We start from the raw sequence: 26,476 nt of genomic DNA on the forward strand, positions 1-26,476 counted from the left end.
CCGTCAGGGGCCCGCGGTGAGCCGGCGGCAGCCGGGCGAGACGGCCTCGTCGCGCGTCGCGGAGGCGCAGGCGTCGAAGCGCTCGAGGCGGCGGGTCAGGGCCGCGATCGTGGCGCGGTGCTCGGGGGCGCCGTAGCTGTTGGTCTGCTCCCAGCCGACGTCGGTGTAGTCGTAGAACTCCCAGGCGTAGGAGGTCTCCTCCCAGTCCGGGTCGAGGTCGAGGCGGACCAGCAGCGCCTCGCGCGAGCGCACCGCGACGTAGGAGGGGATCAGGTCCAGGGTGCCGCCGGCGTAGGACCGGTCCGGGTCGTCGCCGAGCGAGGGCGCCCAGGTGTGCTCGAAGAAGACGAAGTCGCGCGCGTCCCGGCCGGTGGGCGCCGTCAGCTGCTCGCCACCGCGCAGCGTCGCGGCCAGGGAGCGTCCGGCGCGGTAGCGCTCGGGCCTGAGCCCGGCCAGCTCCTCGAACGTCGGCGCCAGGTCCAGCGAGCTCACCACCGCGTCGCGCTCGCCCTGCTCGACGCCGGGGCCGGTGACCAGCAGCGGCACCTGCGCGTCGGAGACGTACGGCGTGCCCTTGCCGCGCCCGAGCCCGTGCTGGCCGATGTGGAAGCCGTTGTCGGAGGTCAGCACGACGTAGGTGTTCTCCGGGACCGCCTCGAGGATCCTGCCCAGCATCCGGTCGACGGACTGCGCCATCCGGGCCCGGTCGCGCAGCGTCCGGACGGCCACCTGCGGGGTGATCTCGGGCGCGACGCCCTTCCAGGACTCCGCCACGGTGCCGTCGGTGAGCCGGGGCGCGTTGTCCTGCTGGTCGTCGCCGTAGCCCGGCAGGTCGGCCAGCGTCAGGTCGCGGCAGCGGACGGCGCCGCAGTCGCCCTGCGGCCGACCCGGCCGGGCCCGGTCACGGAAGGCGGGCGGGAAGAGCGGGTCGCCGGGGTAGGCCCCGGTCGGCTGGACCCGGGAGTGGGTCGCGTACGGCGAGACCTGCAGGAAGTACGGCGCGTCGTCGTCGCGGCGCGCCCGGATGAAGTCCAGGGCGCCGCGCCCGATCACCGAGCCGGCGTACTCCCGGTCCTTCTCGGCCGCCGACGCGTCCGCGGGCGGCGCCGGGTGCTCGCGCAGGTGCACCCGGCCGTCCTCGACGTAGGTGCTCTCGAAGCCCCAGCCGTCGTAGGCCGAGCCGAACACCACCCGCCAGTCGTCCCAGCCCGGCGGCGGTGGGGGGATCTCGCCGCCGGGTCTCCACTCGTACTGGTTGAGGTACTTGCCGACGAATCCGGTCGTGTAGCCGGCCTGCTGCAGGCGCACGTTGAAGGCCCGCTCGTCGTTGCCGTAGGTCTCGAACGCCTCCCAGCCTCCGACCGGTCCGTAGTCGTTGGGCGTGTTCGCGGTGTTGGTCAGGACGCCGGTCTGGTGGGGGTACTGCCCGGTGGCGATGCTGGCGCGCGAGACGCAGCACAGCGAGTCGACGACGTAGGCGTGCGGGTAGGACGCGCCGGCCGCGCGCATCGCGGCGGCGTTCGGCATGGTCCGCAGCAGGTCCATGGAGAAGTCGTCCATCAGCACCAGCACGATGTTGGGGTCGCCGGCGTCGGCGGAGGCCACCGGCGTCGCCGGCGCGACCCTCTTCGGCAGGGGCGTGGACTCGGGCTCGTCGCCGGGTCCCCCGCTGCACGCGGCGAGCGCGAGCATCATCGAGACCAGTACGGCGACCCACCGCAGCATCCGAGTCATCAGTCCCCCGACTCTCGCGTGACCAGTCTCCAGGGTGACAGACGCAACAATCGGACGGGCGGTTTGTCGGCGGCCGCGACGCCGACCGGCGGGCGTTGGGCCGGCGCTGGGCCGGTTTTGGGCGGGCGCTAGGCCGGTGCGTCGCGCAGCAGCGCGCCCACCGTCTCGTGGATCAGCTCGAAGCCGCGCTGGGTCAGGATGGACTCGGCGTGGAACTGGATGCCGCGGTAGTGCGGGCCGCGCACCAGGTGGATGTCGCCGGTGGCCTCGTCGGCCTCGACCTCGACCCCGGCGGGCAGCGGACCGTCCGCGCGGGCGACGAAGGTGTTGTAGAACCCGACCCGCTCGGTGCGACCGCCGATGGTGACCGAGGACTGCGTGCCCTGGAAGACGATGTCCTTGTAGGCCAGCGACAGCCCGAGCTGGTGGCACAGCGCCTGGTGGCCCAGGCAGACCGCCAGGAACGGACGCCGCTGCTCGAGCAGCTCGGCGACGGCAGCGCGCAGCCGGCCCATCTTCGGGTCGTCGCCGTCGCGGGGGTCGCCGGGGCCGGGGCCGACGATGACCAGGTCGTAGCCGTCCAGCGCGCCCGCGGCGTACTCCTCGTGGCGCAGCACCTCGCTGGTCATGCCGAGCACGCTCAGCGCGTGGCGCAGCATGTTCACGAAGTCGTCCTCGCCGTCCAGGATCACCACGGACTTGCCGGCCAGCGCCGGGTCCGGCTCGGAGCCACCCTGGTCGGTGAGCCAGAAGCCGGAGAGCCGGCGGTTGCGCGCGTTGAGGGCGATCAGCACGTCCTCGTCGCGGGTCAGCTCGGCGATGCCCTCGGCCGCGGTGCCGGCGGCGGGGACAAGACCGAAGGCGCTCAGGATGCCGCCGGCCTTGGCGTGGGTCTCGGCGACCTCGTAGGCCGGGTCGGAGTCGCGGACCAGGGTGGCGCCGGCGGTCACCGTGAGGTTGCCGGCCGGGTCGACGTCGGCGGTGCGGATCACGATCGGGCTGTCCGCGGTGGGCTGACCCTGGGCGTCGCGCCCGATCAGCGCCAGCGCCGCGCCGTAGTAGCCGCGCCCCTCGGCCTCGTAGGCCTTGATCAGCCGGCACGCGTTCTCCACCGGGCTGCCGGTGACGGTGGCGGCGTACATGGTGTCGCGCAGCACCTCGCGCACGTCGCGGCTGGTGCGCCCGGCCAGCAGGTACTCGGTGTGCACCAGGTGGGTCATCGGCTTGAGGAACGGGCCGAGCACCTGACCGCCCTCGTTGCAGATCTCGCACATCATCTTGAGCTCTTCGTCGACGACCATGAAGAGCTCGTAGATCTCCTTCTCGTCGTCGAGGAAGTCGAGCAGGCGCGCCTTGACGTCGTCGGGTGCCGAGGAGCCGGAGTCGACCCGGAAGGTGCCGCTGATCGGGTTCATCCGGACGTCGCCGCCGTGCACGCTGACGTGCCGCTCGGGGCTGGCACCGACCAGGAAGCGGTCGCCGGTGAAGAAGCAGAACGTCCAGTAGGCGCCGCGCTCGCGGGCCAGCAGGCGCCGGAAGACGGTGAGCGCCTTGTCGGGGCCCCAGTCGGCCACCACCGCGCGGTAGTGGCGCCCCACGACCAGGTTGGCGCCCTCGCCCTGACCGATCTCGTCGCGGATGATCGTCTCGACGACCTTCGCGTAGTCCTCGTCGGAGGTCTCGAAGCCGCCGCGGTCGGTGAAGTCGACCTCGGCGTCGGGCAGCGCGGCCAGCACGTCGGCGACCCGGAGCTCGCGCTCGGTCTCGATGTCGACGACCACCAGCGGGGTGCCGTCGTCATGGGCCTCGAAGCCGCGCTCGGCGACCTGGCGGAACGGGATCGCGAGCAGCCGGTCGAAGTGGCGCCCCGGCGGCGGCGGGCCCTGCTCGAGCGGTACGTCGAGGAGGCTGTCGACCTCCGTGCGGGTGCCGCCCACCAGCGTCACCGTCGCCCCGTCCACCCCCGGCGTCGGGCTGCGCCGGATGATCGCCCAGGCCTCGTGCCCCTGAAGCTCGTCGAGCGCGGCTCGTGCTTCCTCGGCGGCGGCGGTCTCAAGCATGGCCAAACCCTACGTGGCCCCCACCCGACCCCACCCCCGGTCTCACCCCGCCCCACCCTCCCCACCGGCCCCGCCCCCGCCGCGGCTCCGCCCCGACTCACGGGTAACTGGAGATTCCCACGCACCTGGTGCACGGGATCCTCCAGTTACCTGGCGGTAGGGGGGCCGTCAGGTGGTGCGGACCATGCCGACGGTGTGCGGCGAGGGGTCGGCGAAGCCGTACGACGCGTACAGGCGCCGCCCGGGCTCGTCGCCCATCAGCGTGACGTAGGGGTCGCCGGGCGCGTCCGCGTCGATCCGGGCGAGCAGCGCCTCGAGCACCTGGGCGCCGAGGCCGCGGCGCTGGTGGGCGGGGAGCACGGCCATGTCGACGATGTGGAAGTACCACCCGCCGTCGCCGAGCACGCGTCCCATCGCCACCGGCTCCCCCGTCGACTCGACGAGGACCGTGACCGCCGCCCAGTGCCCCGCCAGGGCGCGCTCGGCCTGCTCGCGCGTCTTGGGCGACAGCCCCGACTCGGCGCGCAGACGGAGGTAGTCGTCGACGCTGGGCGCCTCCTCGACCAGGCGGTAGCCCGGCGGCAGGGCGGCGCTCACGAGATCGTGGTGAGCAGCTGCGTGGCGCGGGTGAGCACGACGTACAGCGTGGCGCGTCCGGTGGCGGACTCGTCCTCGATCTCCTGGGGGCGCACCACCACGATGCCGTCGAACTCCAGGCCCTTGGTGTCCAGACCGGTCAGCACGACGACGCGGTCCTCCCCCGAGGGCGTCGCGGCGGAGTCGACCGCGGCGGCGGCGCTGGGTGCGTCCGCGGCGAGCTCGGGCCAGGAGGCCAGCCAGGCGTTGACCTGCGAGCGCCGGGCCGCGGGTACGACGATGCCGACGGTGCCGGCGACCTCGCCGGCGATCTCGAGGACCGCCGCGCGGGTGGCCTCCTCCAGGTCGGGCACGCCCTCGAGCACCTTCGGGTCGACGCCGGTCGAGCGCACGGCCGTCGGCAGGTCGGCGTCCAGGCCGACCCGGCGGGCGTAGGCCTCGGCGTGGGCGTAGATCTCCGAGGAGTTGCGGTAGTTCGTGGAGAGGTGGAAGGCGTGGATCACCTTGCCCTCGAGGGCGGCGGCCCGCGCGGCGGCGGACTCCTCGGGCACCGGCCACGACGACTGCGCCGGGTCGCCGACGATCGTCCAGGAGGCGGTGCGACCGCGGCGCGCGACCATCCGCCACTGCATCGGGGTGAGGTCCTGGGCCTCGTCGATCAGCACGTGGGCGAACGGGTCGTCCTCGATGCGGTGGGTCGGCGGAGACCAGGGCCGGCTGTTGGGGGCGTACTCGCGGTCGGAGGCGGTGGTCAGCTCCTTGAGGTCGACCCCGCCCTCCTCGGCGGTCAGCACGTCGTCGAGCTGCTGGTCGGCGTCGGTCTGCTGGGGGACGTCGCCGAGGGCGTAGCGCAGCTCGTCGACCAGCGCGATGTCCTCGATGGTCAGGCCAGCGGCGGGGGTGTCGCCGGCGTGGTCGGCCCACGCCTTGACGAGCAGGATCTGCTCCTCGGGGCTGAGGATGCCGTCGGACACCCGGGCGAGCAGGTCCGGCTCGCGCAGCCAGCCCAGCACCGTCACCGCGTCGAGCGGCGGCCACCAGGCCACCGCGAACTCCACGAACGAGCGCGTGGTGAGCATGTCCTCGTTGAACTCCTCGCGGCCACGCTCCCGGCCGCGCTCGCTGCGCACCTGGCGCCACATCGCGTCCAGCAGCGTGTGCGCCACCCGCGGCAGCTGCCGGTTGCGGCGGCCCTGGCTCATCAGCTGCTTGCGCAGCCTGCTCAGCGTCTGCCGGTCGAGCACGAGGGAGTTGTCGCGCCAGAAGATCCGGTACTCCTGCGGGCTGCCCGGGGCCTGCTGGCGCGCCGTACGCCGCAGCACCTCGGCCATCCGCGCCGAGCCCTTGACGTCGGCGACCGCCGGCTCGTCGTGGCGGGTCGCGCGCATCCCGTCCACGACCTCGCCGAGCGAGCGCAGCGCCACCGCGGTCTCGCCGAGGCTCGGCAGCACCCGCTCGATGTAGCGCATGAACACGCCGCTGGGGCCGACGATGAGCACGCCGCCGCCCTCGAAGCGGCGCCGGTCGTTGTAGAGCAGGTACGCCGCGCGGTGCAGCGCGACGACGGTCTTGCCGGTGCCGGGGCCGCCGGAGATGGTCACGACGCCCTTCGAGGGGGCGCGGATCGCCTTGTCCTGCTCGGCCTGGATGGTGGCGACGATCGAGTGCATGGACCGGTCGCGGGCGCGGGAGAGCTGCGCCATCAGCGCCCCCTCGCCGACGATCGGCAGGTCGGTGTCCATCCGCTCCAGCGCCTCGGCGTCGAGCAGCTCGTCCTCGACGCCGACGACCTTCGGGCCGTCGTTGCGCAGCACCCGCCGGCGGACCACGCCGCTCGGCTCGGCGGCGGTGGCCTGGTAGAACACGGCGGCCGCGGGGGCGCGCCAGTCGACGAGCAGCGAGTCGCGCTGGTCGTCGCGCAGGCCGATCCGGCCGATGTAGCGCGGCTCCGGGTCCAGCTCGGGCTGCAGGTCCAGGCGCCCGAAGACCAGGCCCTCGTGGGCGGCGTCGAGCTGGGCGATGCGGCGCGCGGCCTGGAAGACCATCGCGTCGCGCTCGACCAGGCCACCCTCGTGGCCCAGCTTCCCGCGCTCGTGCCCCTCACGGGCCAGCTCGCGCGCCGCCTTCGCGGACCTCTCCATCTGGAGGTAGACGCGATCGACGAACTGCTGCTCGCGCGCGACCTCGCGCGCTGCGACGTCCTCGGTCAAGGGATCCCCACCACACCAGTCGAACACGTCGCCTGCGGCGACTCGGAAGGAAACAAGATTACTCGCCCGTGCTCCGCAGCGACGGATCGGCACCTGTCTAGCCCTGTCGCGCTCCCTGAGCCCGTCCCGAAGGGCGCGCAGAGCGTGTTGGGCCGATCTCCTCCGGCGTGAGTTCTTGCAGACGATGATTGGCCTCGCCACAATTCCTTCCGCCCCTCGGGGCCGCGTCCGATCGGACCTGCTCATGTCACACCGCCTGGCGGCGAGTCTCCTGGCCGTCGCCCTCACCGCCACCGTCGCCCTCGGGGTGCCGTCGGCCGCCCACGCCGACCGGGTGGAGACCCGCGACGCCGCCGGGGACGTCATGATGGCCGAGAACTTCGACACCGAAGACCTCTTGCCCGCACCGGACTTCACCTCGGTCGACATCGTCCGCACCGTCGTCGACCACCGCCGGAACCGGTTGAACCTGACGGTGCGCTTCCGCGACCTGCGCAGCACGCCCATGCACTTCACCGAGTTCCGGGTGCGCACGCCGAAGCGTGCGTTCGGGGTCTCGGTCACCCGGGGGATGGGCGGCGGCGCCAAGGGTCTGGCCGAGGTGAGCCGCCCGAACGGACGCACGGTGAAGTGCACGGGCCTGCGCTGGTCGATCGACCGCGACGCCGACCGGGTGACGGCCTCGGTGCCGACCACGTGCCTCGGTTCGCCGCGCTGGGTGAAGGTCGGCGTCGGCGCCTTCAGTTCGGAGTCGGGCGTGCTGGAGGACCCCGACGACCGCTACCGCATGTATCTCGACGACGGCCACCGCGCCGGCCGCGTCGGCGAGTACCTCACGATGGGCCCGAAGGTGACCCGTGGCTGAGCGCGCGCGCCTGGCCGGAGCCCTGGCGTCGCTGGCGCTGCTCGCCCCCCTCACCGTGCTGGCCACCTCCGCCCCGGCCTCGGCCGAGCGGGTGACCTTGCAGGATCCGGCCGGCGACGTGGTGCGGACCACCGCCACCGAGGACGGGGACGACGACTCGGTCTACGACACCACCGACACCGGCACCGACGTACGGCGCCTGGTCGTGCGGCACGCTGCGCGCAAGCTCACCCTGACGCTGCACGTGCGCGACCTGGTCCGCGGCGAGCGGGGGCGCAGCGCGCACTTCGGGATCGACACCTCCGGGCCGAGCATGCTGATGGCGCTGGTCGACGTGGGGCGCACCCCGAAGCGCGACCGCGCGAGGACCATCGACCTGACCGAGGGCGGCAACATGCGCAAGTGCCGCGGGGTCAAGCACGCGGTCTCCGCGCAGGACGACACCATCGCCGTCACCATCCCGCGGCGCTGCCTGGGCAACCCGCGGTGGGTCCAGGTCTCGGCGGGCGTCTCCAGGTCCACCGGGACTGGGTTTGTCGTGACGAACCCCCGCCGCAGCGACCCAGGGTTCAGCTACAGCGAGGACGAAGCGGGCACCGACGGCCGCCGGGCCTTCGCGATGCCCCGGACCACCCGCCGGGTCCACGTCGGCTGACGCCCGCACCGGTACGCCGCCGCGCGCGGCGGCGTACCGGTTGACGCGCTATCGCTTGCGCGACAGGAACGCCATCATGGCCTCGTGAGCGCCCTCCGAGCCGAAGAGCCGGGCGCTCAGCGCCGCCACGTCGTCGCGCTGGGCGTCGATGCGGGCGAGCAGGTCACGCGCCAGCAGGGCCTTGGTCTCGCGCAGTCCCTGCGGGTGACCGGTGGCCAGCGAGGCGCAGACGGCCGCGACCGTCTCGTCGACGTCCGCCGCCGGCACCGCCTTGGTCGCCAGGCCCATCTCGACGGCCTCGCGACCGGAGAACACCTCGCCGCCCAGGCAGGCCAGCGCCGCGGCGCGGCTGGTCATCCGCGGCAGCACGGTCAGCGAGATGACCGCAGGCGTCAGCCCGAGCTTGACCTCGGTGAGCGCGAACGTCGCCTCCTCGGCGGCGACCACGATGTCGCTGGCGGCGATGATGCCGATGCCCCCGGCGCGCACCGGGCCGTGCAGCGCGGCCACCACCGGCTTCTCGAGCGCCACGATCAGCCGCTGCAGGTCGACCAGGGCGCGGGTGCCCTCCTCCATGCTGCCGTCCGCGGCCTCCGACAGGTCCGCGCCCGAGCAGAACACGCGGCCCGAGGAGCGGAGCACCACCACCTTCGCCTGCGGGTCCGCCTCGGCGGCGCGCAGCTGCGCGAAGAGCTCGGTGACGAGCTGGCGCGAGAGCGCGTTGCGGTTGGCGGGCGAGTCGAGGGTCACGGTGGCGACGGAGTCGGCCACGTCGAGGTGCACGAGTTCGGTCATGCGCGCCATCCTGCCGGAAACCACGCCCGGCCATCCGCTGCGACGCCCGGCTCCGAACACCTCGCATGAAACGCCCCTCGCCAGCGGCCCTGGCCCATGCCGGCGCAGGTGTACTGGCCACGCTCACCGCGATGGCGGCCGGCCACCTCGTCGCTGCCCTGGTCGCGCCCGAGGCCTCGCCGGTCCTCGCGGTCGGCTCCACCGTCATCGACGCCACACCGACCCCGGTCAAGGAGTGGGCGGTACGCGAGATGGGCAACGCCGACAAGCCGGTGCTCATCGGCAGCGTGATCGTGGTGACCCTGCTGCTCGCCGCCCTGGCCGGGGTGCTCGCCCGGCGGCGGCTGCTCCTGGGCGTCGGGCTGCTGCTGGTCCTGGTCCTCGCCGCCGGCACCGCCGCCCTGCTTCGGCCCGCGGCGGGCGCCGGCGCCGTACTGCCCTCGCTGACAGCAGCCGTGGTCGGCGTCGGCGCCCTGGTCTGGCTGGTCCGCGCGCTCGCCGGCTCCCGTCCGGCGGCTCCCGCGGCGTCAGCCGACGGGGAGGCGGGCGGGGAGGTCGCCGGGGAGGCGTCCGCCGGGGAGGTCGCCGGAAGCGGGGCGTCGCGGCGCGGGGTGCTGGTGGCCGGTGGCGTGCTGGCCAGCGCCGCGGTGCTGGTGGGCGGCGCCGGGCAGTGGCTGATCGACCTCAGCCGGCGGATCGGCGACATCACGCTGCCCCGGCCCCGGCGCCCGATCGCCGCGCTGCCGAGCGGGCTGGAGGAGTCCTACCCCGAGATCACCGCGTTCAGGACACCGAGCTCCGACTTCTACCGCGTCGACACCAACCTGATCGTCCCGGTGGTCGACCACGACGGGTGGAGCCTGCGCATCGACGGCGACGTCGCGCGCGAGGTCACCATCGACTACCAGGACCTGCTCGCGATGCCGATGATCGAGCGCGACATCACGATGACCTGCGTCTCCAACGAGGTCGGCGGCGAATACGTCGGCGCGGCGCGCTGGCTGGGCGTGCCGCTCGTCGACGTGCTCGCCCTGGCGGGGGTGGGATCGGCGGCCGACCAGATCCTGTCCACCGCCGTCGACGGCTTCACGATCAGCACCCCGCTGGCCGTCGCCACCGACGGGCGCGACGCGATGGTCGCGGTCGGCATGAACGGCGAGCCGCTGCCCCGCGAGCACGGCTTCCCGGCCCGGCTGATCACCCCCGGCCTCTACGGCTACGTCGGCGCCACCAAGTGGCTCGAGCGGCTCACCCTCACCACCTACGACGACGAGCAGGCCTACTGGACCGAGCGGGGCTGGGCGATCGACGGCCCGATCAAGGTCGCCAGCCGGATCGACACACCCCGCCCGCTGGCCACCCTCGACGCCGGCCGGCAGGTCATCGGAGGCGTCGCCTGGGCGCAGGGTCGCGGGATCGGCACGGTCGAGGTCCGCATCGACGGCGGCGACTGGCAGCCGGCCCGGCTCGGCCCGGACGCGGGCGTCGACTACTGGCGCCAGTGGTTCCTGCCCTGGGAGGCGACCAGTGGACGCCACGACCTCTCGGTGCGCGCCACCACGACCGACGGCGAGGTGCAGACCGCCGCGCGCGCGGCGCCGTACCCGAACGGGTCCAGCGGGATCCAGGAGGTGGTGGTCACCGTCTCCTGAGCCGGGCTTCGTCTGGGCCCGGCTCCCTGTCGGTTTCCCCGGCCGACCGGGGAACCCTGAACTGGACGGCCGAAATTTCGCCGGACAACATCAGCGATACCCGGCCGACGGGGTAAACCGACACCCCCCGGGACCCGCGCCGCGCCGTACCGCTCCCGGCTCACTCGTCCCCGGTGAGGTTGAAGCCGCGCAGCCGGTGGCCGGTGAGCCACGCGCCGCCGACGATCACGACCACCGACGCCACCACCGCGTAGCCGAGGCCGACCTCCACCACCCCGGGCTCGCCGGCGATCGCCGCCGCCCAGCGTCGGATGCTCAGCCAGCGCACCCCGTCGAGCAGCCCGCCGAGCAGGCCCTCCCAGATCAGCAGGTAGAGCAGGCCGACCACCACCGCGTGCCGCGTCATCGCCGAGGCCCAGGCGAACAGCGAGGAGTAGGCCAGGCCGCCCACCAGCGAGCCGAGCGCGAACTTCACGGCCAGGTCCGGCTCCCCCAGCACCAGGCCCGCGAGCAGCATCGGCACCGCGCCGAACACCAGCACGCAGGCACCGGCGACCAGCAGCTTGCTGGCCACGATCGTGTGCCGCGAGAGCGGCTTGGCCAGCAGGTAGGTGATCGAGCCGTCGTCGATCTCCGGCGCCAGCACGCCGGTCGCGGCGATCAGCGCGACCAGCGGCACGATCACCGCGAGGCCCAGGGCGTTCAGGGTGTTCCCGGCGACCTCGGCGTCCTCGCCGACGAGCGCCCGGATCAGCACCGCGATCGCGACGAGCACCACCGGCAGCACGAACATCAGCACCCCGCGACGGCGCCCGAAGAGGCTGCGCAGCCCGAGGCGCACGATCGTCGGCGAGATCGGGCCGCGCGGGCCCGCGCCGGTGCGCGGGGAGGAGCCGGCCGCGCTCATGCCGACACCAGGTAGGCGAAGACGCTCTCCAGCGATTCGTCGGTGGGCGTCACCTCCAGCAGGCGCAGGCCGTGCTCGCGGGCCAGCTGCGGCAGCACCTCGCTGAACCGGCCGAAGTCCGAGGCCTCCACCTCCAGCCCGCCCTCCGCCCGCACCCGGACCCCGCGCACCGAGGTGTCGGCGAGCAGCACCGAGGCCATCAGCCGGTCGGAGGAGGTGCGCAGCACGAAGCGGTTGGGTCGGTCGGTCATCAGCCGGCGGATCGCGCCGAAGTCGCCCGATGCGGCGTGCCGGCCCGCCACCACGACCTCGACCTGACGTGCCACCTGCTCGACCTCCTCGAGGATGTGGGAGCTGAACAGCACCGTGCGCCCCTCGGCGCCCATCGAGCGCAGCAGCTCCATCAGGTGCATCCGCTGGCGCGGGTCCATGCCGTTGAAGGGCTCGTCGAGCAGCAGCACGCCGGGGTCGTGGACCAGCGCCGAGGCCATCTTGACGCGCTGGCGCATGCCCTTGGAGTACGTCGCGATGGTGCGGTCCTGCGCATCGCTCATCTCCACCAGCGCCAGGGCCCGCTGGGCGGCGGCGCCCGGGTCCGCCAGCCCGTGCAGCTCGGCGTTGGCGACCACGAACTGCCGGCCGGTGAGGTAGTCGAAGAGCGCCTCGCTCTCCGGCACCAGCCCGAGCTTGCGGTAGGCCTCCTTGTTGCGCCACAGCGGGTCGCCGTCGAGCGTGACGGAGCCCGTCGAGGGCGCCAGGAACCCCGCCATCAGCGCGATCAGCGTCGACTTCCCGGCGCCGTTGGGCCCCAGCAGCCCGGTCACCCCGGGGCCGATGGTCATCGACACGTCGTTGACGGCGACCACGTTGCGGTACCACCGCGAGACGTGCTCGAGGCGCAGCGTGCTCATCCGCTCACCTTCCGATAGCGCCACAGCAGGGCGGCGACCGAGCCCAGCACGGTCACCAGCGCCGCGGCGAGGTAGAGGGCGCCCATCGCGCCACCCTCGGGCGGGGTCGGCGTGGCGCTGGCCGAGTCGAAGAGGAAGACCTGCACCCCGTCCACGAGCGTGTACGGCGAGAGGATGCCGGCCACCTGCCCGACCCGCTCGTCGCCGGTCTCCCAGGCGATCGCCTGGATCGTGGTCACCACGGTGTAGCTGACCAGCAGCACCACGATCACCGAGGCCACTGCCAGCCCGCGCCGCAGGGTCAGCGCCGAGACCAGAGCGGCGAGCCCGGACAGGCACGCGGCGAGCAGCAGCGCGCCCACCAGCGAGGCCCCGAACAGCTCGGTCTCGCGGCCCAGCGGCAGGTCGGCGAGCAGCCCCCCGACGTACATCAGCAGCAGCGGCGCCGCGATCAACGCGAAGGTGGCGGCGATCAGCGAGGCCAGCCGGACCAGGACGTAGGTGGAGCGCCGGCCGGGCCGGGCCAGGTACAGGGTGATCGTGCGGAAGCGCAGGTCGCGGGAGAACAGCGTCGGCGCCTGCGCGGCGACGAAGACCGAGATCAGCAGCTGGGTGGTGGTCGGGTAGATCGAGTAGGCCACCAGGTGCTCGTCGAGCTGGAGGACGTCGCCGACCTGGACCAGCACCCCCACCAGGATCAGCGCCGGCAGCAGCATCAGGGCGAACAGGCCCAGCGGCAGGATCTTGGAGCGCCCGGACCGGCCCAGGCCGAAGCAGTTGCGCAGCCCGGTGACGAAGAACCCCCACGCGATCGCGCCCTCACCGAGCCGCGGCCCGCCGTACGGGCGGTAGCCGATGTCGTGGATGACCGCCCCGGAGCGGGCGCCGGGGCGGTCCAGGGTCGGCTGCGCCTCGGCGGACTTCGATTCGGCCGGGTGTGACTCAGACGGGCTGGACACTGCCGGCACCTCCTTCGCGGAAGACGTCCTCGATGCGGTGGTGGCGCTCCTGCATCCGGACCAGGCCGAGCCCGAGGTCGACGGTGAGGTCGCGGACCACGTCGCGGGTGGTCTCGTCGCGCACCTCGACCTCGATCATCCGGCCCTCGGCGGGCCAGGCCCGCAGGCCCGCCTCCACCAGCGCCTCGCCGAGCAGCCGGTCGGCGTCGGGGCGGCCCTGCACCTCGACGAGCAGGTTGCCGGTGGCGTCGAGGAAGTCGGTGGTGGCCGAGGAGCGCAGCAGCCGGCCCGCGTCGAGCACCACCACGTGGTCACTGATCCGCTCGAGCTCGCCGAGCAGGTGCGAGGTGACCAGCACCGCGATGCCGAACTCGGTGCCGATCCGGCGCACCAGGGCGAGCATGTCGTCGCGCGAGGAGGGGTCCAGCCCGTTGGTGGGCTCGTCGAGCAGCACCAGGCGCGGGTCGTGGACCAGGGCCTGCGCCAGCTTCACCCGCTGCTTCATGCCGGTGGAGTAGCCGCCGATGGCGCGGTAGCGCTCCTCGGCCAGCCCCACGTGGCGCAGCACGTCCGAGGCCCGCTCGCGAGCCGCGGGGTAGGGCAGCCCGGACATCTGGCCCATGTGCACCACCAGGTCGCTGGCCGAGACGTCGGCGGGCAGGCAGTCGTGCTCGGGCATGTAGCCGACCAGGGAGCGGATCTGGGCGCCCTGCGTGGCCACGTCGTGGCCGAGGACCCGCGCACTCCCCTCGCTGGCGTCGACCAGCCCCAGCAGGATCTTGATCAGCGTCGACTTGCCGGCGCCGTTGGCCCCGACCAGCCCGGTCACGCCCACCCCGACCCGTACGTCGAGGTGGTCGAGCGCGACCACGCCCGGATAGCGCTTGGTCAGCCCCACGGCATCGATGACGGCCTCGTCCACACCCACGGCGACCAACCTAGCGGCAGTCCGGGCCTGGGCCGGGTGGCGCTCGGACCAATCCGCCTTCCGACCTGCGGCGAACTCCTCCCATCAGGCAAGCCCGGCAGGGGCCCCACCGATGGAAGGCACTGACATGAAGCTGACGACGATCACCCGAACCGGCGGACTCGCCACCCTCGCGCTCACCGTCTCGCTGGGCCTCGCGGCCTGCGGCGGGGACGACTCCGACGACAGCGCCTCGAGCGAGGAGTCCTCGCAGAGCGAGTCGCCCTCGGAGTCCATGGAGTCGGAGAGCGCGATGACCGGCGACGCCGCGTCGCAGACCTTCGGCGAGGCCTGCAGCGCGGTCCCGACGAGCGGGCCCGGCTCCCTCGAGGTGATGGCCACCGAGCCGGTGGCCACCGCGGCCTCGGGCAACCCGCTGCTGGAGACCCTGGTCACCGCGGTGGACAAGGCCGGCCTGGTCGACACCCTGAACTCGGCCGAGGCGATCACCGTCTTCGCGCCCACCAACGAGGCGTTCGCCAAGATCCCGGCCAAGGACCTCGAGGCCGTGCTCAACGACAAGAAGACGCTGACCCAGATCCTCACCCACCACGTGGTGGAGGGCGAGCTCGCCCCGGAGGACATCGCCGGCGAGCACACGACCCTGAACGGCGACATGGTCACCGTCGAGGGCTCGGGCGAGAGCTTCACCGTCGGCGACGAGATGGCGGCCGTGCTGTGCGGCAACGTGCCGACGGCCAACGCGACCGTCTACGTCGTCGACACCGTGCTGATGCCGTGACCTCGACGCACCCTTGTTGATCCCCGGACCACACGGAAAGATCCCCTCGTGGACCCCTCCCGCCCTGCCACCCCCGGATCCGGTCCCCTCGGACCGGTTCCGGGGGGCACCGCTCCCCCCGACCTCACCGCCCTGCTCAAGCTGGCCGGGCGAGGCGACGAGGGAGCCTTCGCCGAGCTGTACGACGCGACGGCTCCGCGCGCCTTCGGCCTCGCGGTCCGCGTCGTACGCGACCCCGCCCAGGCCGAGGAGGTGACCCAGGAGGCGTTCCTGGAGGCCTGGCGTCACGCCGGCCGCTTCGACCCGGAGAAGGGCAGCGCCTCGGCGTGGCTGATGACGCTGGTGCACCGCAAGGCGGTGGACCGGGTCCGCTCGGCCGAGGCGTCCACCCGCCGCGACACGACGTACCACCAGCACAACCGGCCGGTCCCCCACGACACCACGGCGGAGGCCGCCCAGGCCTCCCTGGAGGCGAAGCGGGTCCGCCACGCGCTGGCCGCCCTGACGGCGGTCCAGCGGCAGGCGGTGGAGCTGGCCTATCTGGGGGGGTATACACACACCGAGGTGGCCTCGATGCTCGACCTGCCGGTCGGGACGGCCAAGACCCGCATCCGGGACGGACTGATCCGGCTGCGCGACACGATGGGAGTGGGGCAGTGACCGAGTCCATCCACTTCCTGGCCGGGGCCTACGTGGTCGACGCCCTGGACGGTGCCGAGCGCGCCGACTTCGAGCAGCACCTGGCCGGCTGCGCGGACTGCCGCGCCGAGGTCGCCAGCCTCTCCGAGGGCGCGGCGGTGCTCGCCGACGCGGTCTCCGTCGCACCGCCTCCCGCGCTGCGCGAGCGGGTGCTCGCCGACATCGCCACGGTGCGCCCGCTGCCGCCGCACCAGGAGGCAGGCGTGACCACGCTCGCCTCGCGGCGCCGCCGCGGCGTTGCGCTGCTGGCCGCCGCGGCCGCGGTGGTGGCGACGGTGGGCGTCGGCGGCGTCTGGCAGCCCTGGGAGGACGACTCCTCGACCACCCTGACCGCCGCCGAGAAGGTGATGACGGCCCCCGACGCGGAGAAGGTCTCGCTGGAGTTCGACGGCGGCGCCCGGGCGACGGTGGTGTACTCCGACGAACTCGGCAAGTCGGTGCTGCTGACCGAGAAGATGCCGCCGCCGCCGGAGGGGAAGGTCTACCAGGTCTGGTACGACGTGCCCGACGAGGGCATGGTGTCCGCGGCCGTGATGCCGGTCAAGGAGGACCAGACGGTGATGCTCGAGGGCGACGCCAGCGAGGCCACCGGAGCCGGGATCACCGTCGAGCCGGAGGGCGGCTCGCCGGAGCCCACCTCGGAGCCGATCGCGCTGTTCGCCTTCGACGAGGCCTGAGCGGGTTGACGCCCGGCGCGGCGCCGGTCTTCAGTGGAGCGATGAGCTCCGCGCCCCACCGTGGGGGGACCGACGCCGTGCGGGCCGCGTTCCAGGCCACGCCGCGGGCCGGCTTCCTGCCCCGCCGCGAGCGCCGGCGCGCGTCGTACGACGGGCCGCTGGAGATCGGGCACGGTCAGACCAACTCCCAGCCGCGCACCGTCGAGCAGATGCTGAAGCTGCTGGACGTGCGCCCGGGCCAGCGGGTGCTCGACGTCGGCGCCGGCTCGGGCTGGACCACCGTCCTGCTGGCGCACCTGGTCGGGCCCGGCGGCGAGGTGCTCGGCGTGGAGCTCGTCGACGAGCTGGTGGCCTTCGGCGCCGAGAACGTGCGGCGGGCCGCGGTCCCCTGGGCCAGCGTCCGCCGCGCCCGGCCCGGCGTGCTCGGCCTGCCCGACCACGCGCCGTACGAACGGATCCTGGTCTCCGCCGAACCGCCCACGCTGCCCACCGCCCTCGTCGACCAGCTGGGCGAGCAGGGCCGGATGGTGATCCCGGTGGCGGGCACGATGCTGCGCGTGCAGCGTCACCACGACGAGGTGAGCGTCACCGAGCACGGCTCCTACCGCTTCGTCCCCCTCCGCTGACCCCTCCCGCGCCGCGGCCGCGCCGCGCCCGCACCACCCCCGCGGGCTTGTAACGCGGGGTTATGCCCACTAGGACAGCGTTATTTCGCTGTGGCAGTGGGCATAACCCCGCGTTACAGCTGGGGGGTACGGCGGGGCGCGGAGCGGGGGCGCGGCGCGTGCGCGGGGCGGGGGCGGGGGCGGGGCGGGTTAGTAGGACTTGGGGAGGCCCAGGGAGTGCATGGCGACGAAGTTCAGCACCATCTCGCGGGACACCGGGGCGATCCTTGTGACGCGGGAGGCCACCAGCAGGCCGGCGACGCCGTACTCCTGGGTGATGCCGTTGCCGCCGTGGGCCTGTACGGCGCGGTCGGTCGCGTTGCAGGCGGCCTCGCCGGCGGCGTACTTGGCCATGTTCGCGGCCTCGCCGGCGGCCAGGTCCTCCCCGGCGTCGAGCAGCGCGGCCGCCTTCTGCGTCATCAGCCGAGCCAGCTCGATCTCGATGTGGGACTCCGCCAGCGGGTGCGCGATCGCCTGGTGGGCGCCGATCGGGGTCTTGAAGACCGTGCGCTCCTTGACGTACGACGTGGCGGCGTCGAGCGCGAACCGCGCCATCCCGGTCGCGAACGCCGCCGCCATGATCCGCTCGGGGTTCAGCCCCGCGAAGAGCTGGATCAGGCCCGCGTCCTCGTCGCCGACCAGCGCGTCGCCCGGCAGCCGGACGTCGTCGATGTAGACGGTGAACTGCTGCTCGGGAGAGACGATCTCCATCGCGATCGGCTGGTACTCGAAGCCCGCGGCGTCGGTCGGCACCACGAACAGGCAGGGCTTGAGCTTGCCGGTCTTGGCGTCCTCGGTACGGGCCACGACGAGCACGTTCTTGGCCTCGTCGACACCGGAGATGTAGATCTTGCGGCCCTTGAGCACCCAGCCGTCGCCGTCGCGGCGGGCGACGGTGGTGATGTTGTGGGAGTTGGAGCCGGCGTCGGGCTCGGTGATCGCGAACGCCATCGTGGAGGTGCCGTCGGCGATGCCCGGCAGCCAGCGGCGCTTCTGGTCCTCGGTGCCGAACCGGGAGATGACCGAGCCGCAGATCGCCGGCGAGACCACCATCATCAGCAGCGGGCAGCCGGCCGCTGCGAGCTCCTCGCAGACCGCGGCGATGTCGCCGATGCCGCCGCCACCGCCGCCGTACTCCTCGGGGATGTTGATGCCGAGGTAGCCGGTCTTGCCGATCTCCAGCCACAGCTCGGTGGTCTTGCCGCCGCTGCGCGCCTTCGCCGCGAAGTAGTCGCGGCCGTAGTTCTTGGCCAGCCGCGCCACCTCCTTGCGCAGGGTCTGGCGCTCCTCGGTCTCGTTGAAGGCGGTCGTGGTCATGCCTGCTCCTCGTTGGTCGTCTCGGCGATCGGGTCGCCCTCGTCGACGACGGCGAGCACGTCGCCCGCCGCCACCTGCTGCCCCGCCCCGACCGGGACGTCGGTGACGGTGCCGTCGTGCGGCGCCGCCACGGTGTGCTGCATCTTCATCGCCTCGAGCACCAGCACCGGCTGCCCGGCGGTGACGGCCTGACCGACCTGCGCCAGCACCGAGATCACGGTGCCGGGCATCGGCGCCAGCAGCGAACCGCTGGCGACCTGGTCGGCCGGGTCGGTGAAGCGGGGCACGGCGCGCAGCGTGGTGTGCCCGCGCGGGGAGTCCACGTGCACGACCCCGGCCCCGCTGGGCGCCACCTCGACCAGCACGTCGTACGACGTGACCACGCCGGCCACCTCCAGGCGGACCCCGGTGGGGCTCGCCGCCAGGACCCGGACGTCGTCGCGCTCGGCGTGGGCGTAACCGTCGCGCCCGCCGTACCAGCGGACCTCGACCTGCTCGCCGTCCTGCCCCCCGACCGTCTCGAAGACGTTCAGCTGGGGCTGGCTGACCACGTTGCGCCACGCCACCGGGATCCCACGGTGCAGGGTGCGCCCGGCGTTGCGGGTCTCGGCCAGCGCCAGCGCCGCGGCGTACGGCGCGAGCTCGTCGGCCGCGCCCGCGGTGCGCACCTCGGGGCGCTCGTCGAAGAAGGCGGTGCTGACGTCGCCGGACAGGAACGTCGGGTGGCGCAGCGCCGCGACCAGCAGGTCGCGGTTGGTGGTGAGCCCGTGGATCCGGGCCCGCGACAGCGCACCGGCCAGGCGGCGTACCGCCTGCTCGCGGGTGGGCGCCCAGGAGATGACCTTGGCCAGCATCGCGTCGTAGTGGGTGCCGACCTCGTCGCCGCTGCCGAAGCCGGTGTCGAGGCGCAGCCCGCTGGTGGAGCCGGTGGACGGGTTCGCGAAGTGGGTCTCCACCTCGGGGATCTCGAAGCTGCTCAGCAGCCCCGACTGCGGCTGCCAGTCGTGGGTCGGGTCCTCGGCGTAGAGGCGCACCTCGACCGCGTGCCCGTGTGGCCGCAGCGCACCCCCAGCCTCGGGTCGTGTGCCCGACGGCGCGCCCTCGCGCGTCCCCAGGCACACGACCGGGGAGCGGCCCTCGGCGACCGCGAGCTGCATCTCGACCAGGTCGACGCCGAAGACGGCCTCGGTGACCGGGTGCTCGACCTGCAGGCGGGTGTTCATCTCCAGGAACCAGAACCGCGAGGTGTCGGTAGCGTCGACGAGGAACTCCACGGTGCCGGCGCCGGTGTAGTCGATCGCGGCGGCGGCCCGACGCGCGGCCTCGTGCAGCTCGGCGCGGGTGGCCTCGGACAGACCGGGCGCGGGCGACTCCTCGATCACCTTCTGGTGGCGGCGCTGCAGCGAGCAGTCGCGCTCGCCGAGCACCAGCACGCCGTCGGCGTGGCCGACGACCTGGACCTCGACGTGGCGGCCCTGCTCGACGTACGGCTCCACGAAGACCGTCGGGTCCCCGAAGGCCGAGGCCGCCTCGTTGGAGGCCAGCTCGACCTGGGCCGGCAGCTCGGCCAGCGTGCGGACCACGCGCATCCCCCGCCCGCCGCCGCCGGCGGAGGCCTTGACCAGCAGCGGCAGGTCCGCCTCGGTGGCCGCGGCCGGGTCGAGCGAGCCCAGGATCGGCACGCCGGCGTCGGCCATCAGCTTCTTGGCCGCCACCTTGGAGCCCATCGAGTCGATCGCCTCCGGCGCGGGGCCGACCCAGACCAGGCCGGCGTCGAGCACCGCCCGGGCGAACTCGGCGTTCTCGGAGAGGAAGCCGTAGCCGGGGTGGACGGCGTCGGCACCGGTACGCCGCGCCGCCTCGAGGATCAGGTCGGTGCGCAGGTAGGTCTCGGCCGGGGTGTTGCCCGGGAGCCGGACCGCGGCGTCGGCCTCGCCCACGAAGGGCAGACCGGCGTCGGCGTCGGAGTGGACCGCGACGGTCTCGATCCCGAGCCGGCGGCAGCTGGCGAAGACGCGGCGGGCGATCTCGCCGCGGTTGGCGACGAGCAGGCGGGTGATCATGCGGTGCTCCTTGGCCGGAGTGGTCTCCGGGACGGTCTGGGGAGTGCTCTCGACGATGTCCACGCCACTCACATCCGGAAGACGCCGAAGCGGTCGGTGCCCGCGAAGTCGGCGTTGTCGATCACGGACAGGCACAGGCCCAGGACGGTGCGGGTGTCGCGGGGGTCGATGACGCCGTCGTCGTAGAGCATCCCGGACAGGAAGTAGGGCAGGGACTGCTCCTCGACGGAGGCCTCGATGAACTCGCGCATCGCGGCGTCGCCGGCCTCGTCGTACTCCTTGCCCTTGGCCTCGGTCGCGGCGCGCGCCACGATCGACAGCACGCCGGCCAGCTGCGCCGGACCCATCACCGCGGACTTCGCGCTGGGCCAGGTGAACAGGAAGCGCGGGTCGTAGGCGCGCCCGTTCATGCCGTAGTTGCCGGCGCCGTAGGAGGCGCCCATGATCACCGACAGGTGCGGCACCGTGGAGTTGGAGACGGCGTTGATCATCATCGCGCCGTGCTTGATGATGCCGCCCTGCTCGTACTCCTTGCCGACCATGTAGCCGGTGGTGTTGTGCAGGAACAGCAGCGGCACGTCGATCTGGTTGGCGAGCTGGATGAACTGGGTCGCCTTCTGCGCCTCCTCCGAGAACAGCACGCCCTGGGCGTTGGCGAGGATGCCGACCTGGCGGCCGTGGATCCGCGCCCAGCCGGTGACCAGCGAGGGCCCGTAGAGCGGCTTGAACTCGTCGAAGGGCTGCGCGTTGCCGGGCCCGGTGCCGTCGACCATCCGGACGATCACCTCGCGCGGGTCGAACGGCTCCTTGAGGTCGGTGGGGATCAGGTCGAGCAGACCGTCGGCGTCCTCGTCGGGCTCGGCGAAGTCGAACGCGGTGCGGGCGCTCTCGGGGCGCGCCTTGCGCCAGTTGAGCCGGGCCACGATGCGGCGTCCGATCCGGATCGCGTCACGCTCGTCCTCGGCGAGGTAGTCGGCCAGGCCGGAGACCCGGGCGTGCATCTCGGCGCCGCCCAGCGACTCGTCGTCGGACTCCTCACCGGTGGCCATCTTCACCAGCGGCGGGCCGCCGAGGAAGACCTTGGCCTGCTCCTTGACCATCACCGTGTAGTCGCTCATCCCCGGCACGTAGGCGCCGCCGGCGGTCGAGTTGCCGAAGACCAGCGCGACCGTGGGCTGCTTGCGGGCGCTGGCCCGGGTCAGGTCCCGGAAGAGCTTGCCGCCCGGGATGAAGATCTCCTTCTGGGTCGGCAGGTCGGCGCCGCCGGACTCCACCAGCGAGATCGTCGGGAGGTTGTTCTCCTCGGCGATCTGCGAGGCCCGGAAGACCTTCTTGACCGTCCACGGGTTCGAGGCGCCGCCCTTCACCGAGGGGTCGTTGGCGGTGATCATGCACTCCACCCCCTCGATCACGCCGATGCCGGTGACCACCGACGCGCCGACGTGGAAGTCCGAGCCCCAGCCGGCCAGCGGCGAGAGCTCCAGGAACGCGGTGCCCTCGTCGAGCAGCAGCTCGATCCGCTCGCGCGGGAGCAGCTTGCCGCGGGCGTGATGACGGGTGACGCTCTTCTCCCCGCCGCCGGCGACCGCCTTGGCCTGCTCGGCCTCGAGGTCGGCGACCTTGGCCAGCATCGCCTCGCGGCGGCTCGTCGTACCCGCGCTCATGAGGCGTACCCCAGCAGCTTGGCGGCCAGATCTGTGAGCACTTCGCTCGCTCCTCCTCCGATGGGCAGGATCCGGGCGTCGCGGTAGTGCCGCTCCACCTCGGTCCCGTGCATGTATCCGGTGCCGCCGTGCAGCTGCACCGCCTGATCACAGACGTACGTCGAGGCGTCCACCGCGGTCTGCTTGGCCAGGCACGCCTCGGCGATCACGCCCTCCCCGGCCACGTGGCGCGCGGCCACGTCGCGGGTGAAGGCGCGCGCCGTCTCGACCTGGCGGTGCATCTCGACGAGCTTGTGGCGTACCACCTGGCGGCTGATCAGCGGCTTGCCGAACGTCTCGCGCTGGCGGCAGTACGCCGCGGTCAGGGCCAGCGAGCGGGCCGCGATGCCGTAGGCCTGCACGGCCAGCCCGATCCGCTCGACCACGAACTGGTCGGCGATCTGGTAGAAGCCGGTGTTCTCGGCGCCGACCAGGTGGGCGGCCGGGACCCGCACGTCGACGAAGGAGAGCTCCGCGGTGTCCGAGCAGTGCCAGCCCATCTTGGCCAGCTGCCGGTCGACGGTGAAGCCGGGGGTGTCCTTGTCGATGACCAGCAGCGAGACACCGGCGTGGCCGGGGCCGCCGGTGCGCACCGCGGTGGTCACGAAGTCGGCGCGCACGCCGCTGGTGATGAACGTCTTCTGCCCGTTCACCACGTACTCGTCGCCGTCGCGGCGCGCGGTGGTGCGGATGTTGGCGACGTCGGAGCCACCGTCGGGCTCGGTGATCGCCAGCGCGCCGATCGCGTCGCCGGCCAGCGCCGGGCGCACGTAGCGCTCGATCAGGTCCGGCGAGCCGTTCTCGGCCAGGTGCGGCAGCGCGATCCCGCCGGTGAACAAGCTGGCGATCAGGCCGCCGGACCCGCCGGCCTCCAGGATCGCCTCGGCGACCGCGACGGAGTCGAGCAGGTCGCCGCCCTCGCCGCCGACGGACTCGGCGAAGGAGACGCCGAGCAGGCCCTGCGCGGCGGCCGCCTTGTGCAGCGCCCGCGGCAGCTCCCCGGCGTCCTCCCACTCCTGCAGGTGGGGGACCACCTCGCGGCGGGTGAACTCCGCCGCGCTCTGCTTGAGCGCCAGGCGCTCGGGGGTGTCGAAACCGATCACAGCAATGACTCCTGGATGTTGACGACGCGTGAGCGGACCCACTCGCCGAGGCCCTTGGCCTGCGGGTCGAACCGGGTCGACGAGGCGACCCCCTCGCCGAGCAGACCGTGGATGAGCACGTTGACGCCGCCGAGGTTGGGCAGCACGAAGACCTCGATGTCGAGGCCCTCCGCCTCGCCGACCAGCTCGCGGATCCGGCGCGGCGTGATGAGCTTGGTGAGCCAGCGGACCCGGTCGGCGTACTTCTCCGAGCCGTCGTGGGCAACCCACAGGCCGAGGTTGGCGTCGCCGCCCTTGTCGCCCGAGCGGGCGTGGACGAAGGTCCCCAGCGGCGCCCGGCGGGTCACCGAGTCGACCGGGGCGGGGAACGGCGAGGGGCGCAGCCCGAAGTGCTCGGGCGAGAGCGTCTCCTCGCCGACCGGCCCACCGGCCACCGGCGGGTCCGCGACGACCTCGCGACGCCCGTCCGCGTGCACCACCGTGTGGGTGAGCACCGCGCGGTCGACGTAGGCCGCCTTGTACACGCCGTACGGCGTGGGGGCCGAGGGCGGCGCGGTCATCGTGAAGCCGGGGTAGGAGGCCAGGGCCAGCTCCACCACGGCGGAGGTGAACGGCTTGCCGACGGGCTTGGCGTCGGCGTCCTTGACCACGCAGCGCAGCAGCACCGAGGCGGACTCCTCGGTCGGCGCGTCGGCCAGCGCCGGGCCCACCTCGCCCCAGTGCACGGACGCGGGCGGCCCTCCCGGCGCGGCGGCGAGGGCGCAATCGACCTGGGCGCGGACCCACTCGGCCTTGGCCTCGAGGTCGAGCCCGGTCAGCACGAACTCGGCGGTGTTGCGGAAGCCCCCGAGCTCGTTGACGCAGACCTTGAGCTGGGCGGGCGGGGCGCCGCCGGTGACGCCGCTGACCCGGACCCGGTCCTCGCCGACCTGGGCCAGCGAGATCGAGTCGAGGTGGGTGGTCACGTCGGGGCCGAGGTAGCGCGTGGACTGGATCTCGTACATCAGCTGCGCGGTGACGGTGTCGACGGTGACCATGCCGCCGGTGTCGTCGTGCTTGGTCACCACGAACGAGCCGTCGGCCTCGATCTCGGCGAGCGGGAAGCCGAGCGGGCGCCCGTCGCGCGGCAGCTGCAGGAACCCGGAGAAGTTGCCCCCGCATGCCTGCGTGCCGCACTCCAGCACGTGCCCGGCCACGACCGCCCCGGCCAGCTCGTCGTACGACGTGGGGTCCCAGCCGAAGTGGGCGACGGCAGGGCCGACGACCAGGGAGGCGTCGGTGACCCGGCCGGTGACGACGATGTCGGCGCCCGCGCGCAGCGCCGAGGCGATGCCGAGCCCGCCCAGGTAGGCGTTGGCGGTGAGCGCGTGCGGCAGGCCGAGCTCGGCCAGCGCCTGCGAGCCGCGCACGTCGTCGCCCTCGACGTGGGCGACCGCGACGTCGAGGCCCAGCCCGGCGGCAACCTCGCGCACCTTGTCGGCCAGCCCGGCGGGGTTGAGCCCGCCGGCGTTGGCCACGATCTTGGTCCCGCGCTCCAGGGCCAGGCCGAGGGCGTCCTCGAGCTGGCGCACGAAGGTGCGGGCATAGCCCAGCGAGGCGTCCCGCATGGTGTCCTTGCCGAGGATCAGCATGGTCAGCTCGGCGAGGTAGTCGCCGGTCAGGACGTCGAGGCCGTGCCCGTCCACCGAGCCCTCGAGCATCTCGCGCATCGCCGAGAGCCGGTCGCCGTAGAAGCCCGAGCAGTTGCCCACCCGCAGGACGCTCATGCCTGGACCCCCGCGGCCGCGCGGCCGGCGCCGGGCGGCCCGGCGAAGCACTGCGCGATCTCCAGCCAGCGCTCGGCGTCCGCGCCGGTGGCGACCAGGTCGGTGTCGTCGCGGTGACGGCGCTGGGTGACCAGCAGGCAGAAGTCCTGCGCCGACCCGGTGACCCGCTGCGCGGCGTCCTCGGGTCCCCAGGTCCAGGCCTCGCCGGAGGGAGCGGTCAGATCGATGCGGAACTCCTCGGCCGGCGCGGCGAGCTCGTGCACCGAGAACGAGTAGTTGCGGGTCCGCACGCCCAGGTGCGCGACGTGCCGGATCCGGTCGCTGACCTCGGCGGTGGCGCCCAGCGCCTCGTGCACGTCGAGGGAGTGCGCCCAGGTCTCCATGAACCGCGCGGTGGCCATCGAGGTGGCCGACATCGGCGGGCCGAACCACGGCATCTTCTGTCCCTCGGGGAGGTCGCGCAGCGCCTCGACCAGCGCCGGTCGGGCCGCCCGCCAGCGCGCCAGCAGCGCCTCGGGGGCGACCCGGCCCCCGTCGAGGGCGGCGTTGTCGACGACGCCGGTGGGGTCGGCGATCGCGGCGAGGACCAGCTCGTCCCAGGCCTGCTTGTCAGTGGCCGCGGCCAGCGCGGCCTCGTCGGTCCAGGCCAGGTGCGCGACCTGGGTGGCGACGTCCCAGCCCTCGGCCGGGGTCGGGGTGCGCCAGCCGGCCTCGTCGAGATCGACGACCAGCCGCTCGAGCCGGTCGCCTTCCGCGGCGAGGTCGGCGAGCACTGCGTGGAGCACGTCGTTCATCTAGTTCTCCTTCAGGACGGCATCGAGGGTCGTCGCCCACTGGTCGAGGATCCGGCGGCGGCGGCCGGCGTCGTCGGAGATGGTGTTGGCCAGGCCCAGGCCGCGGACCAGGTCGAGGGTCGCCTGGACCAGCTCGCGGGTGCCCGGCCGCGACTCGTCGACGCCCAGCAGCTCGACGGTCAGCCGGTGGATCTCGCGGCCGACCCGCTGCTCGAGGGGGCCGACGGCGGCGAGCAGCTGCGCGTCGGTGCGGGCCGCGACCCACAGCTCGAGGGCCGCGGTGAAGACCGGGCTGGTGAAGTGCTCGGCGAGCATCTCCAGGACCGCGCGGGTACGCCGCGGTCCGGTCGGCAGCCCCTCGGCCGCGGCCTCGATCTCGGCGGCCCGGACCTGGCTGAGGTGCTCGACCGCGGCGATGACGAGGTCGGTCTTGCTCGGGAAGTGGTGCAGCTGGGCGCCCCGGCTGACGCCGGCCCGCTTGGAGACGAGCGTGGTGGACGTGCCGCTCCACCCGTACTCGACGATGCACTCCACCGTCGCCTCGAGCAGGCGGGCCCGCATGGCGCGGGTGCGCTCCTCCTGGCTGACCCGGGGGCCGGGTCCTGTGGTCTGGCTCACGCCCACATCCTGAGCCC

23 protein-coding genes are annotated in these 26,476 nt (G+C 73.3%); 7 read left to right on the forward strand and 16 right to left on the reverse strand.

The features are described from left to right. Window positions 1-3: 3 nt before the first annotated feature. From AC6EH9_RS01195 to AC6EH9_RS01210, 4 genes are all read right to left on the reverse strand, one after another. A complete protein-coding gene (locus tag AC6EH9_RS01195; RefSeq protein ID WP_498419760.1) occupies window positions 4-1,734 on the reverse strand; it encodes a sulfatase-like hydrolase/transferase in 1,731 nt (576 codons plus the stop codon). 128 nt (window positions 1,735-1,862) lie between these two features. Further along, the gene (locus tag AC6EH9_RS01200; RefSeq protein WP_498419762.1) at window positions 1,863-3,794 is read right to left on the reverse strand and encodes an anthranilate synthase family protein; all 1,932 of its coding nucleotides are present in this window, start codon (window positions 3,792-3,794) and stop codon (window positions 1,863-1,865) included. A 168-nt stretch (window positions 3,795-3,962) separates the two neighbouring features. Further along, the gene (locus AC6EH9_RS01205) at window positions 3,963-4,391 is read right to left on the reverse strand and encodes a GNAT family N-acetyltransferase (RefSeq protein WP_498419763.1); all 429 of its coding nucleotides are present in this window, start codon (window positions 4,389-4,391) and stop codon (window positions 3,963-3,965) included. Then, the gene (locus tag AC6EH9_RS01210) at window positions 4,388-6,532 is read right to left on the reverse strand and encodes a HelD family protein (RefSeq protein ID WP_498420603.1); all 2,145 of its coding nucleotides are present in this window, start codon (window positions 6,530-6,532) and stop codon (window positions 4,388-4,390) included. The genes AC6EH9_RS01205 and AC6EH9_RS01210 overlap by 4 nt, the downstream gene beginning before the upstream one ends. 313 nt (window positions 6,533-6,845) lie before the next feature. Between AC6EH9_RS01210 and AC6EH9_RS01215 the strand changes: the two genes are divergently transcribed. Both AC6EH9_RS01215 and AC6EH9_RS01220 read left to right on the forward strand, forming a co-directional pair. Continuing rightward, window positions 6,846-7,466 (forward strand): hypothetical protein, encoded by a 621-nt coding sequence (locus AC6EH9_RS01215; RefSeq protein WP_498419765.1) that lies wholly within the window; start codon window positions 6,846-6,848, stop codon window positions 7,464-7,466. Beyond that, complete coding sequence (locus AC6EH9_RS01220; RefSeq protein ID WP_498419766.1) at window positions 7,459-8,121, forward strand: hypothetical protein; 663 nt, start codon at window positions 7,459-7,461, stop codon at window positions 8,119-8,121. The genes AC6EH9_RS01215 and AC6EH9_RS01220 overlap by 8 nt, the downstream gene beginning before the upstream one ends. 48 nt (window positions 8,122-8,169) lie before the next feature. On the opposite strand, the gene AC6EH9_RS01225 is transcribed toward AC6EH9_RS01220, so the two are convergent. After that, entirely contained in the window at window positions 8,170-8,916 is a 747-nt protein-coding gene (locus AC6EH9_RS01225; protein ID WP_498419768.1) for an enoyl-CoA hydratase-related protein, read from the reverse strand. A 131-nt stretch (window positions 8,917-9,047) separates the two neighbouring features. Here AC6EH9_RS01225 and AC6EH9_RS01230 point away from each other — a divergent pair, with 131 nt between their 5' ends. Continuing rightward, the gene (locus AC6EH9_RS01230; protein WP_498419770.1) at window positions 9,048-10,568 is read left to right on the forward strand and encodes a molybdopterin-dependent oxidoreductase; all 1,521 of its coding nucleotides are present in this window, start codon (window positions 9,048-9,050) and stop codon (window positions 10,566-10,568) included. A gap of 160 nt (window positions 10,569-10,728) precedes the next feature. On the opposite strand, the gene AC6EH9_RS01235 is transcribed toward AC6EH9_RS01230, so the two are convergent. Genes AC6EH9_RS01235 through AC6EH9_RS01250 form a run of 4 tightly spaced genes read right to left on the reverse strand, consistent with a single transcriptional unit; the run spans window position 10,729 to window position 14,273 of the window. Further along, a complete protein-coding gene (locus tag AC6EH9_RS01235; RefSeq protein ID WP_498419772.1) occupies window positions 10,729-11,475 on the reverse strand; it encodes an ABC transporter permease in 747 nt (248 codons plus the stop codon). Then, the gene (locus tag AC6EH9_RS01240) at window positions 11,472-12,386 is read right to left on the reverse strand and encodes an ABC transporter ATP-binding protein (protein WP_498419774.1); all 915 of its coding nucleotides are present in this window, start codon (window positions 12,384-12,386) and stop codon (window positions 11,472-11,474) included. Before AC6EH9_RS01240 ends, AC6EH9_RS01235 begins: the two co-directional genes overlap by 4 nt. Beyond that, window positions 12,383-13,345 carry an ABC transporter permease gene (locus tag AC6EH9_RS01245; RefSeq protein WP_498419776.1) on the reverse strand — a complete coding sequence of 321 codons (963 nt, stop codon included), beginning with the start codon at window positions 13,343-13,345 and terminating at the stop codon, window positions 12,383-12,385. Before AC6EH9_RS01245 ends, AC6EH9_RS01240 begins: the two co-directional genes overlap by 4 nt. Next, window positions 13,329-14,273: an ABC transporter ATP-binding protein gene (locus AC6EH9_RS01250; RefSeq protein WP_498419777.1), complete on the reverse strand. Its 945-nt coding sequence runs from the start codon at window positions 14,271-14,273 to the stop codon at window positions 13,329-13,331. The genes AC6EH9_RS01245 and AC6EH9_RS01250 overlap by 17 nt, the downstream gene beginning before the upstream one ends. A 112-nt stretch (window positions 14,274-14,385) precedes the next feature. Between AC6EH9_RS01250 and AC6EH9_RS01255 the strand changes: the two genes are divergently transcribed. The 4 genes from AC6EH9_RS01255 to AC6EH9_RS01270 are packed head-to-tail and all read left to right on the forward strand — an operon-like array spanning window position 14,386 to window position 17,056. Further along, window positions 14,386-15,054 carry a fasciclin domain-containing protein gene (locus tag AC6EH9_RS01255; protein ID WP_498419779.1) on the forward strand — a complete coding sequence of 223 codons (669 nt, stop codon included), beginning with the start codon at window positions 14,386-14,388 and terminating at the stop codon, window positions 15,052-15,054. Window positions 15,055-15,102: 48 nt separating this feature from the next. Continuing rightward, the gene (gene sigK, locus AC6EH9_RS01260) at window positions 15,103-15,714 is read left to right on the forward strand and encodes an ECF RNA polymerase sigma factor SigK (protein WP_498419781.1); all 612 of its coding nucleotides are present in this window, start codon (window positions 15,103-15,105) and stop codon (window positions 15,712-15,714) included. After that, window positions 15,711-16,430 (forward strand): anti-sigma factor, encoded by a 720-nt coding sequence (locus tag AC6EH9_RS01265; protein ID WP_498419782.1) that lies wholly within the window; start codon window positions 15,711-15,713, stop codon window positions 16,428-16,430. Before sigK ends, AC6EH9_RS01265 begins: the two co-directional genes overlap by 4 nt. A gap of 41 nt (window positions 16,431-16,471) precedes the next feature. Then, complete coding sequence (locus AC6EH9_RS01270; RefSeq protein WP_498419784.1) at window positions 16,472-17,056, forward strand: protein-L-isoaspartate O-methyltransferase family protein; 585 nt, start codon at window positions 16,472-16,474, stop codon at window positions 17,054-17,056. A gap of 189 nt (window positions 17,057-17,245) precedes the next feature. On the opposite strand, the gene AC6EH9_RS01275 is transcribed toward AC6EH9_RS01270, so the two are convergent. Genes AC6EH9_RS01275 through AC6EH9_RS01305 form a run of 7 tightly spaced genes read right to left on the reverse strand, consistent with a single transcriptional unit; the run spans window position 17,246 to window position 26,459 of the window. Continuing rightward, window positions 17,246-18,412 (reverse strand): acyl-CoA dehydrogenase family protein, encoded by a 1,167-nt coding sequence (locus AC6EH9_RS01275; RefSeq protein ID WP_498419786.1) that lies wholly within the window; start codon window positions 18,410-18,412, stop codon window positions 17,246-17,248. Next, window positions 18,409-20,538, reverse strand: a complete 2,130-nt coding sequence (locus tag AC6EH9_RS01280) for an acetyl/propionyl/methylcrotonyl-CoA carboxylase subunit alpha (RefSeq protein WP_498419787.1) — start codon at window positions 20,536-20,538, stop codon at window positions 18,409-18,411. Before AC6EH9_RS01280 ends, AC6EH9_RS01275 begins: the two co-directional genes overlap by 4 nt. A 5-nt stretch (window positions 20,539-20,543) precedes the next feature. After that, window positions 20,544-22,139, reverse strand: coding sequence for an acyl-CoA carboxylase subunit beta (locus tag AC6EH9_RS01285; protein ID WP_498419789.1), 1,596 nt, complete (start codon window positions 22,137-22,139; stop codon window positions 20,544-20,546). Next, window positions 22,136-23,281, reverse strand: coding sequence for an acyl-CoA dehydrogenase family protein (locus AC6EH9_RS01290; protein ID WP_498419791.1), 1,146 nt, complete (start codon window positions 23,279-23,281; stop codon window positions 22,136-22,138). Before AC6EH9_RS01290 ends, AC6EH9_RS01285 begins: the two co-directional genes overlap by 4 nt. Further along, a complete protein-coding gene (locus tag AC6EH9_RS01295) occupies window positions 23,278-25,047 on the reverse strand; it encodes an acyclic terpene utilization AtuA family protein (RefSeq protein ID WP_498419792.1) in 1,770 nt (589 codons plus the stop codon). Before AC6EH9_RS01295 ends, AC6EH9_RS01290 begins: the two co-directional genes overlap by 4 nt. After that, the gene (locus AC6EH9_RS01300) at window positions 25,044-25,841 is read right to left on the reverse strand and encodes a TIGR03084 family metal-binding protein (RefSeq protein ID WP_498419794.1); all 798 of its coding nucleotides are present in this window, start codon (window positions 25,839-25,841) and stop codon (window positions 25,044-25,046) included. The genes AC6EH9_RS01295 and AC6EH9_RS01300 overlap by 4 nt, the downstream gene beginning before the upstream one ends. Beyond that, complete coding sequence (locus tag AC6EH9_RS01305) at window positions 25,842-26,459, reverse strand: TetR/AcrR family transcriptional regulator (RefSeq protein ID WP_498419795.1); 618 nt, start codon at window positions 26,457-26,459, stop codon at window positions 25,842-25,844. Window positions 26,460-26,476: the final 17 nt, after the last annotated feature.

This window comes from Nocardioides sp. Z21_20, assembly GCF_059766585.1.

Excerpts from the sequence above, each read along its gene's own strand:
- AC6EH9_RS01215 (WP_498419765.1), top strand. The coding sequence starts at position 6,846 with ATGTCACACCGCCTGGCGGCGAGTCTCCTGGCCGTCGCCCTCACCGCC.
- AC6EH9_RS01235 (WP_498419772.1), bottom strand. The coding sequence starts at position 11,475 with ATGAGCGCGGCCGGCTCCTCCCCGCGCACCGGCGCGGGCCCGCGCGGC.
- AC6EH9_RS01200 (WP_498419762.1), bottom strand. The coding sequence starts at position 3,794 with ATGCTTGAGACCGCCGCCGCCGAGGAAGCACGAGCCGCGCTCGACGAG.
- AC6EH9_RS01285 (WP_498419789.1), bottom strand. The coding sequence starts at position 22,139 with ATGAGCGCGGGTACGACGAGCCGCCGCGAGGCGATGCTGGCCAAGGTC.
- AC6EH9_RS01195 (WP_498419760.1), bottom strand. The coding sequence starts at position 1,734 with ATGACTCGGATGCTGCGGTGGGTCGCCGTACTGGTCTCGATGATGCTC.
- AC6EH9_RS01295 (WP_498419792.1), bottom strand. The coding sequence starts at position 25,047 with ATGAGCGTCCTGCGGGTGGGCAACTGCTCGGGCTTCTACGGCGACCGG.
- AC6EH9_RS01230 (WP_498419770.1), top strand. The coding sequence starts at position 9,048 with ATGGCGGCCGGCCACCTCGTCGCTGCCCTGGTCGCGCCCGAGGCCTCG.
- AC6EH9_RS01270 (WP_498419784.1), top strand. The coding sequence starts at position 16,472 with ATGAGCTCCGCGCCCCACCGTGGGGGGACCGACGCCGTGCGGGCCGCG.
- AC6EH9_RS01300 (WP_498419794.1), bottom strand. The coding sequence starts at position 25,841 with ATGAACGACGTGCTCCACGCAGTGCTCGCCGACCTCGCCGCGGAAGGC.
- AC6EH9_RS01210 (WP_498420603.1), bottom strand. The coding sequence starts at position 6,532 with ATGGAGAGGTCCGCGAAGGCGGCGCGCGAGCTGGCCCGTGAGGGGCAC.
- AC6EH9_RS01255 (WP_498419779.1), top strand. The coding sequence starts at position 14,386 with ATGGAAGGCACTGACATGAAGCTGACGACGATCACCCGAACCGGCGGA.
- AC6EH9_RS01225 (WP_498419768.1), bottom strand. The coding sequence starts at position 8,916 with ATGACCGAACTCGTGCACCTCGACGTGGCCGACTCCGTCGCCACCGTG.
- AC6EH9_RS01275 (WP_498419786.1), bottom strand. The coding sequence starts at position 18,412 with ATGACCACGACCGCCTTCAACGAGACCGAGGAGCGCCAGACCCTGCGC.
- AC6EH9_RS01240 (WP_498419774.1), bottom strand. The coding sequence starts at position 12,386 with ATGAGCACGCTGCGCCTCGAGCACGTCTCGCGGTGGTACCGCAACGTG.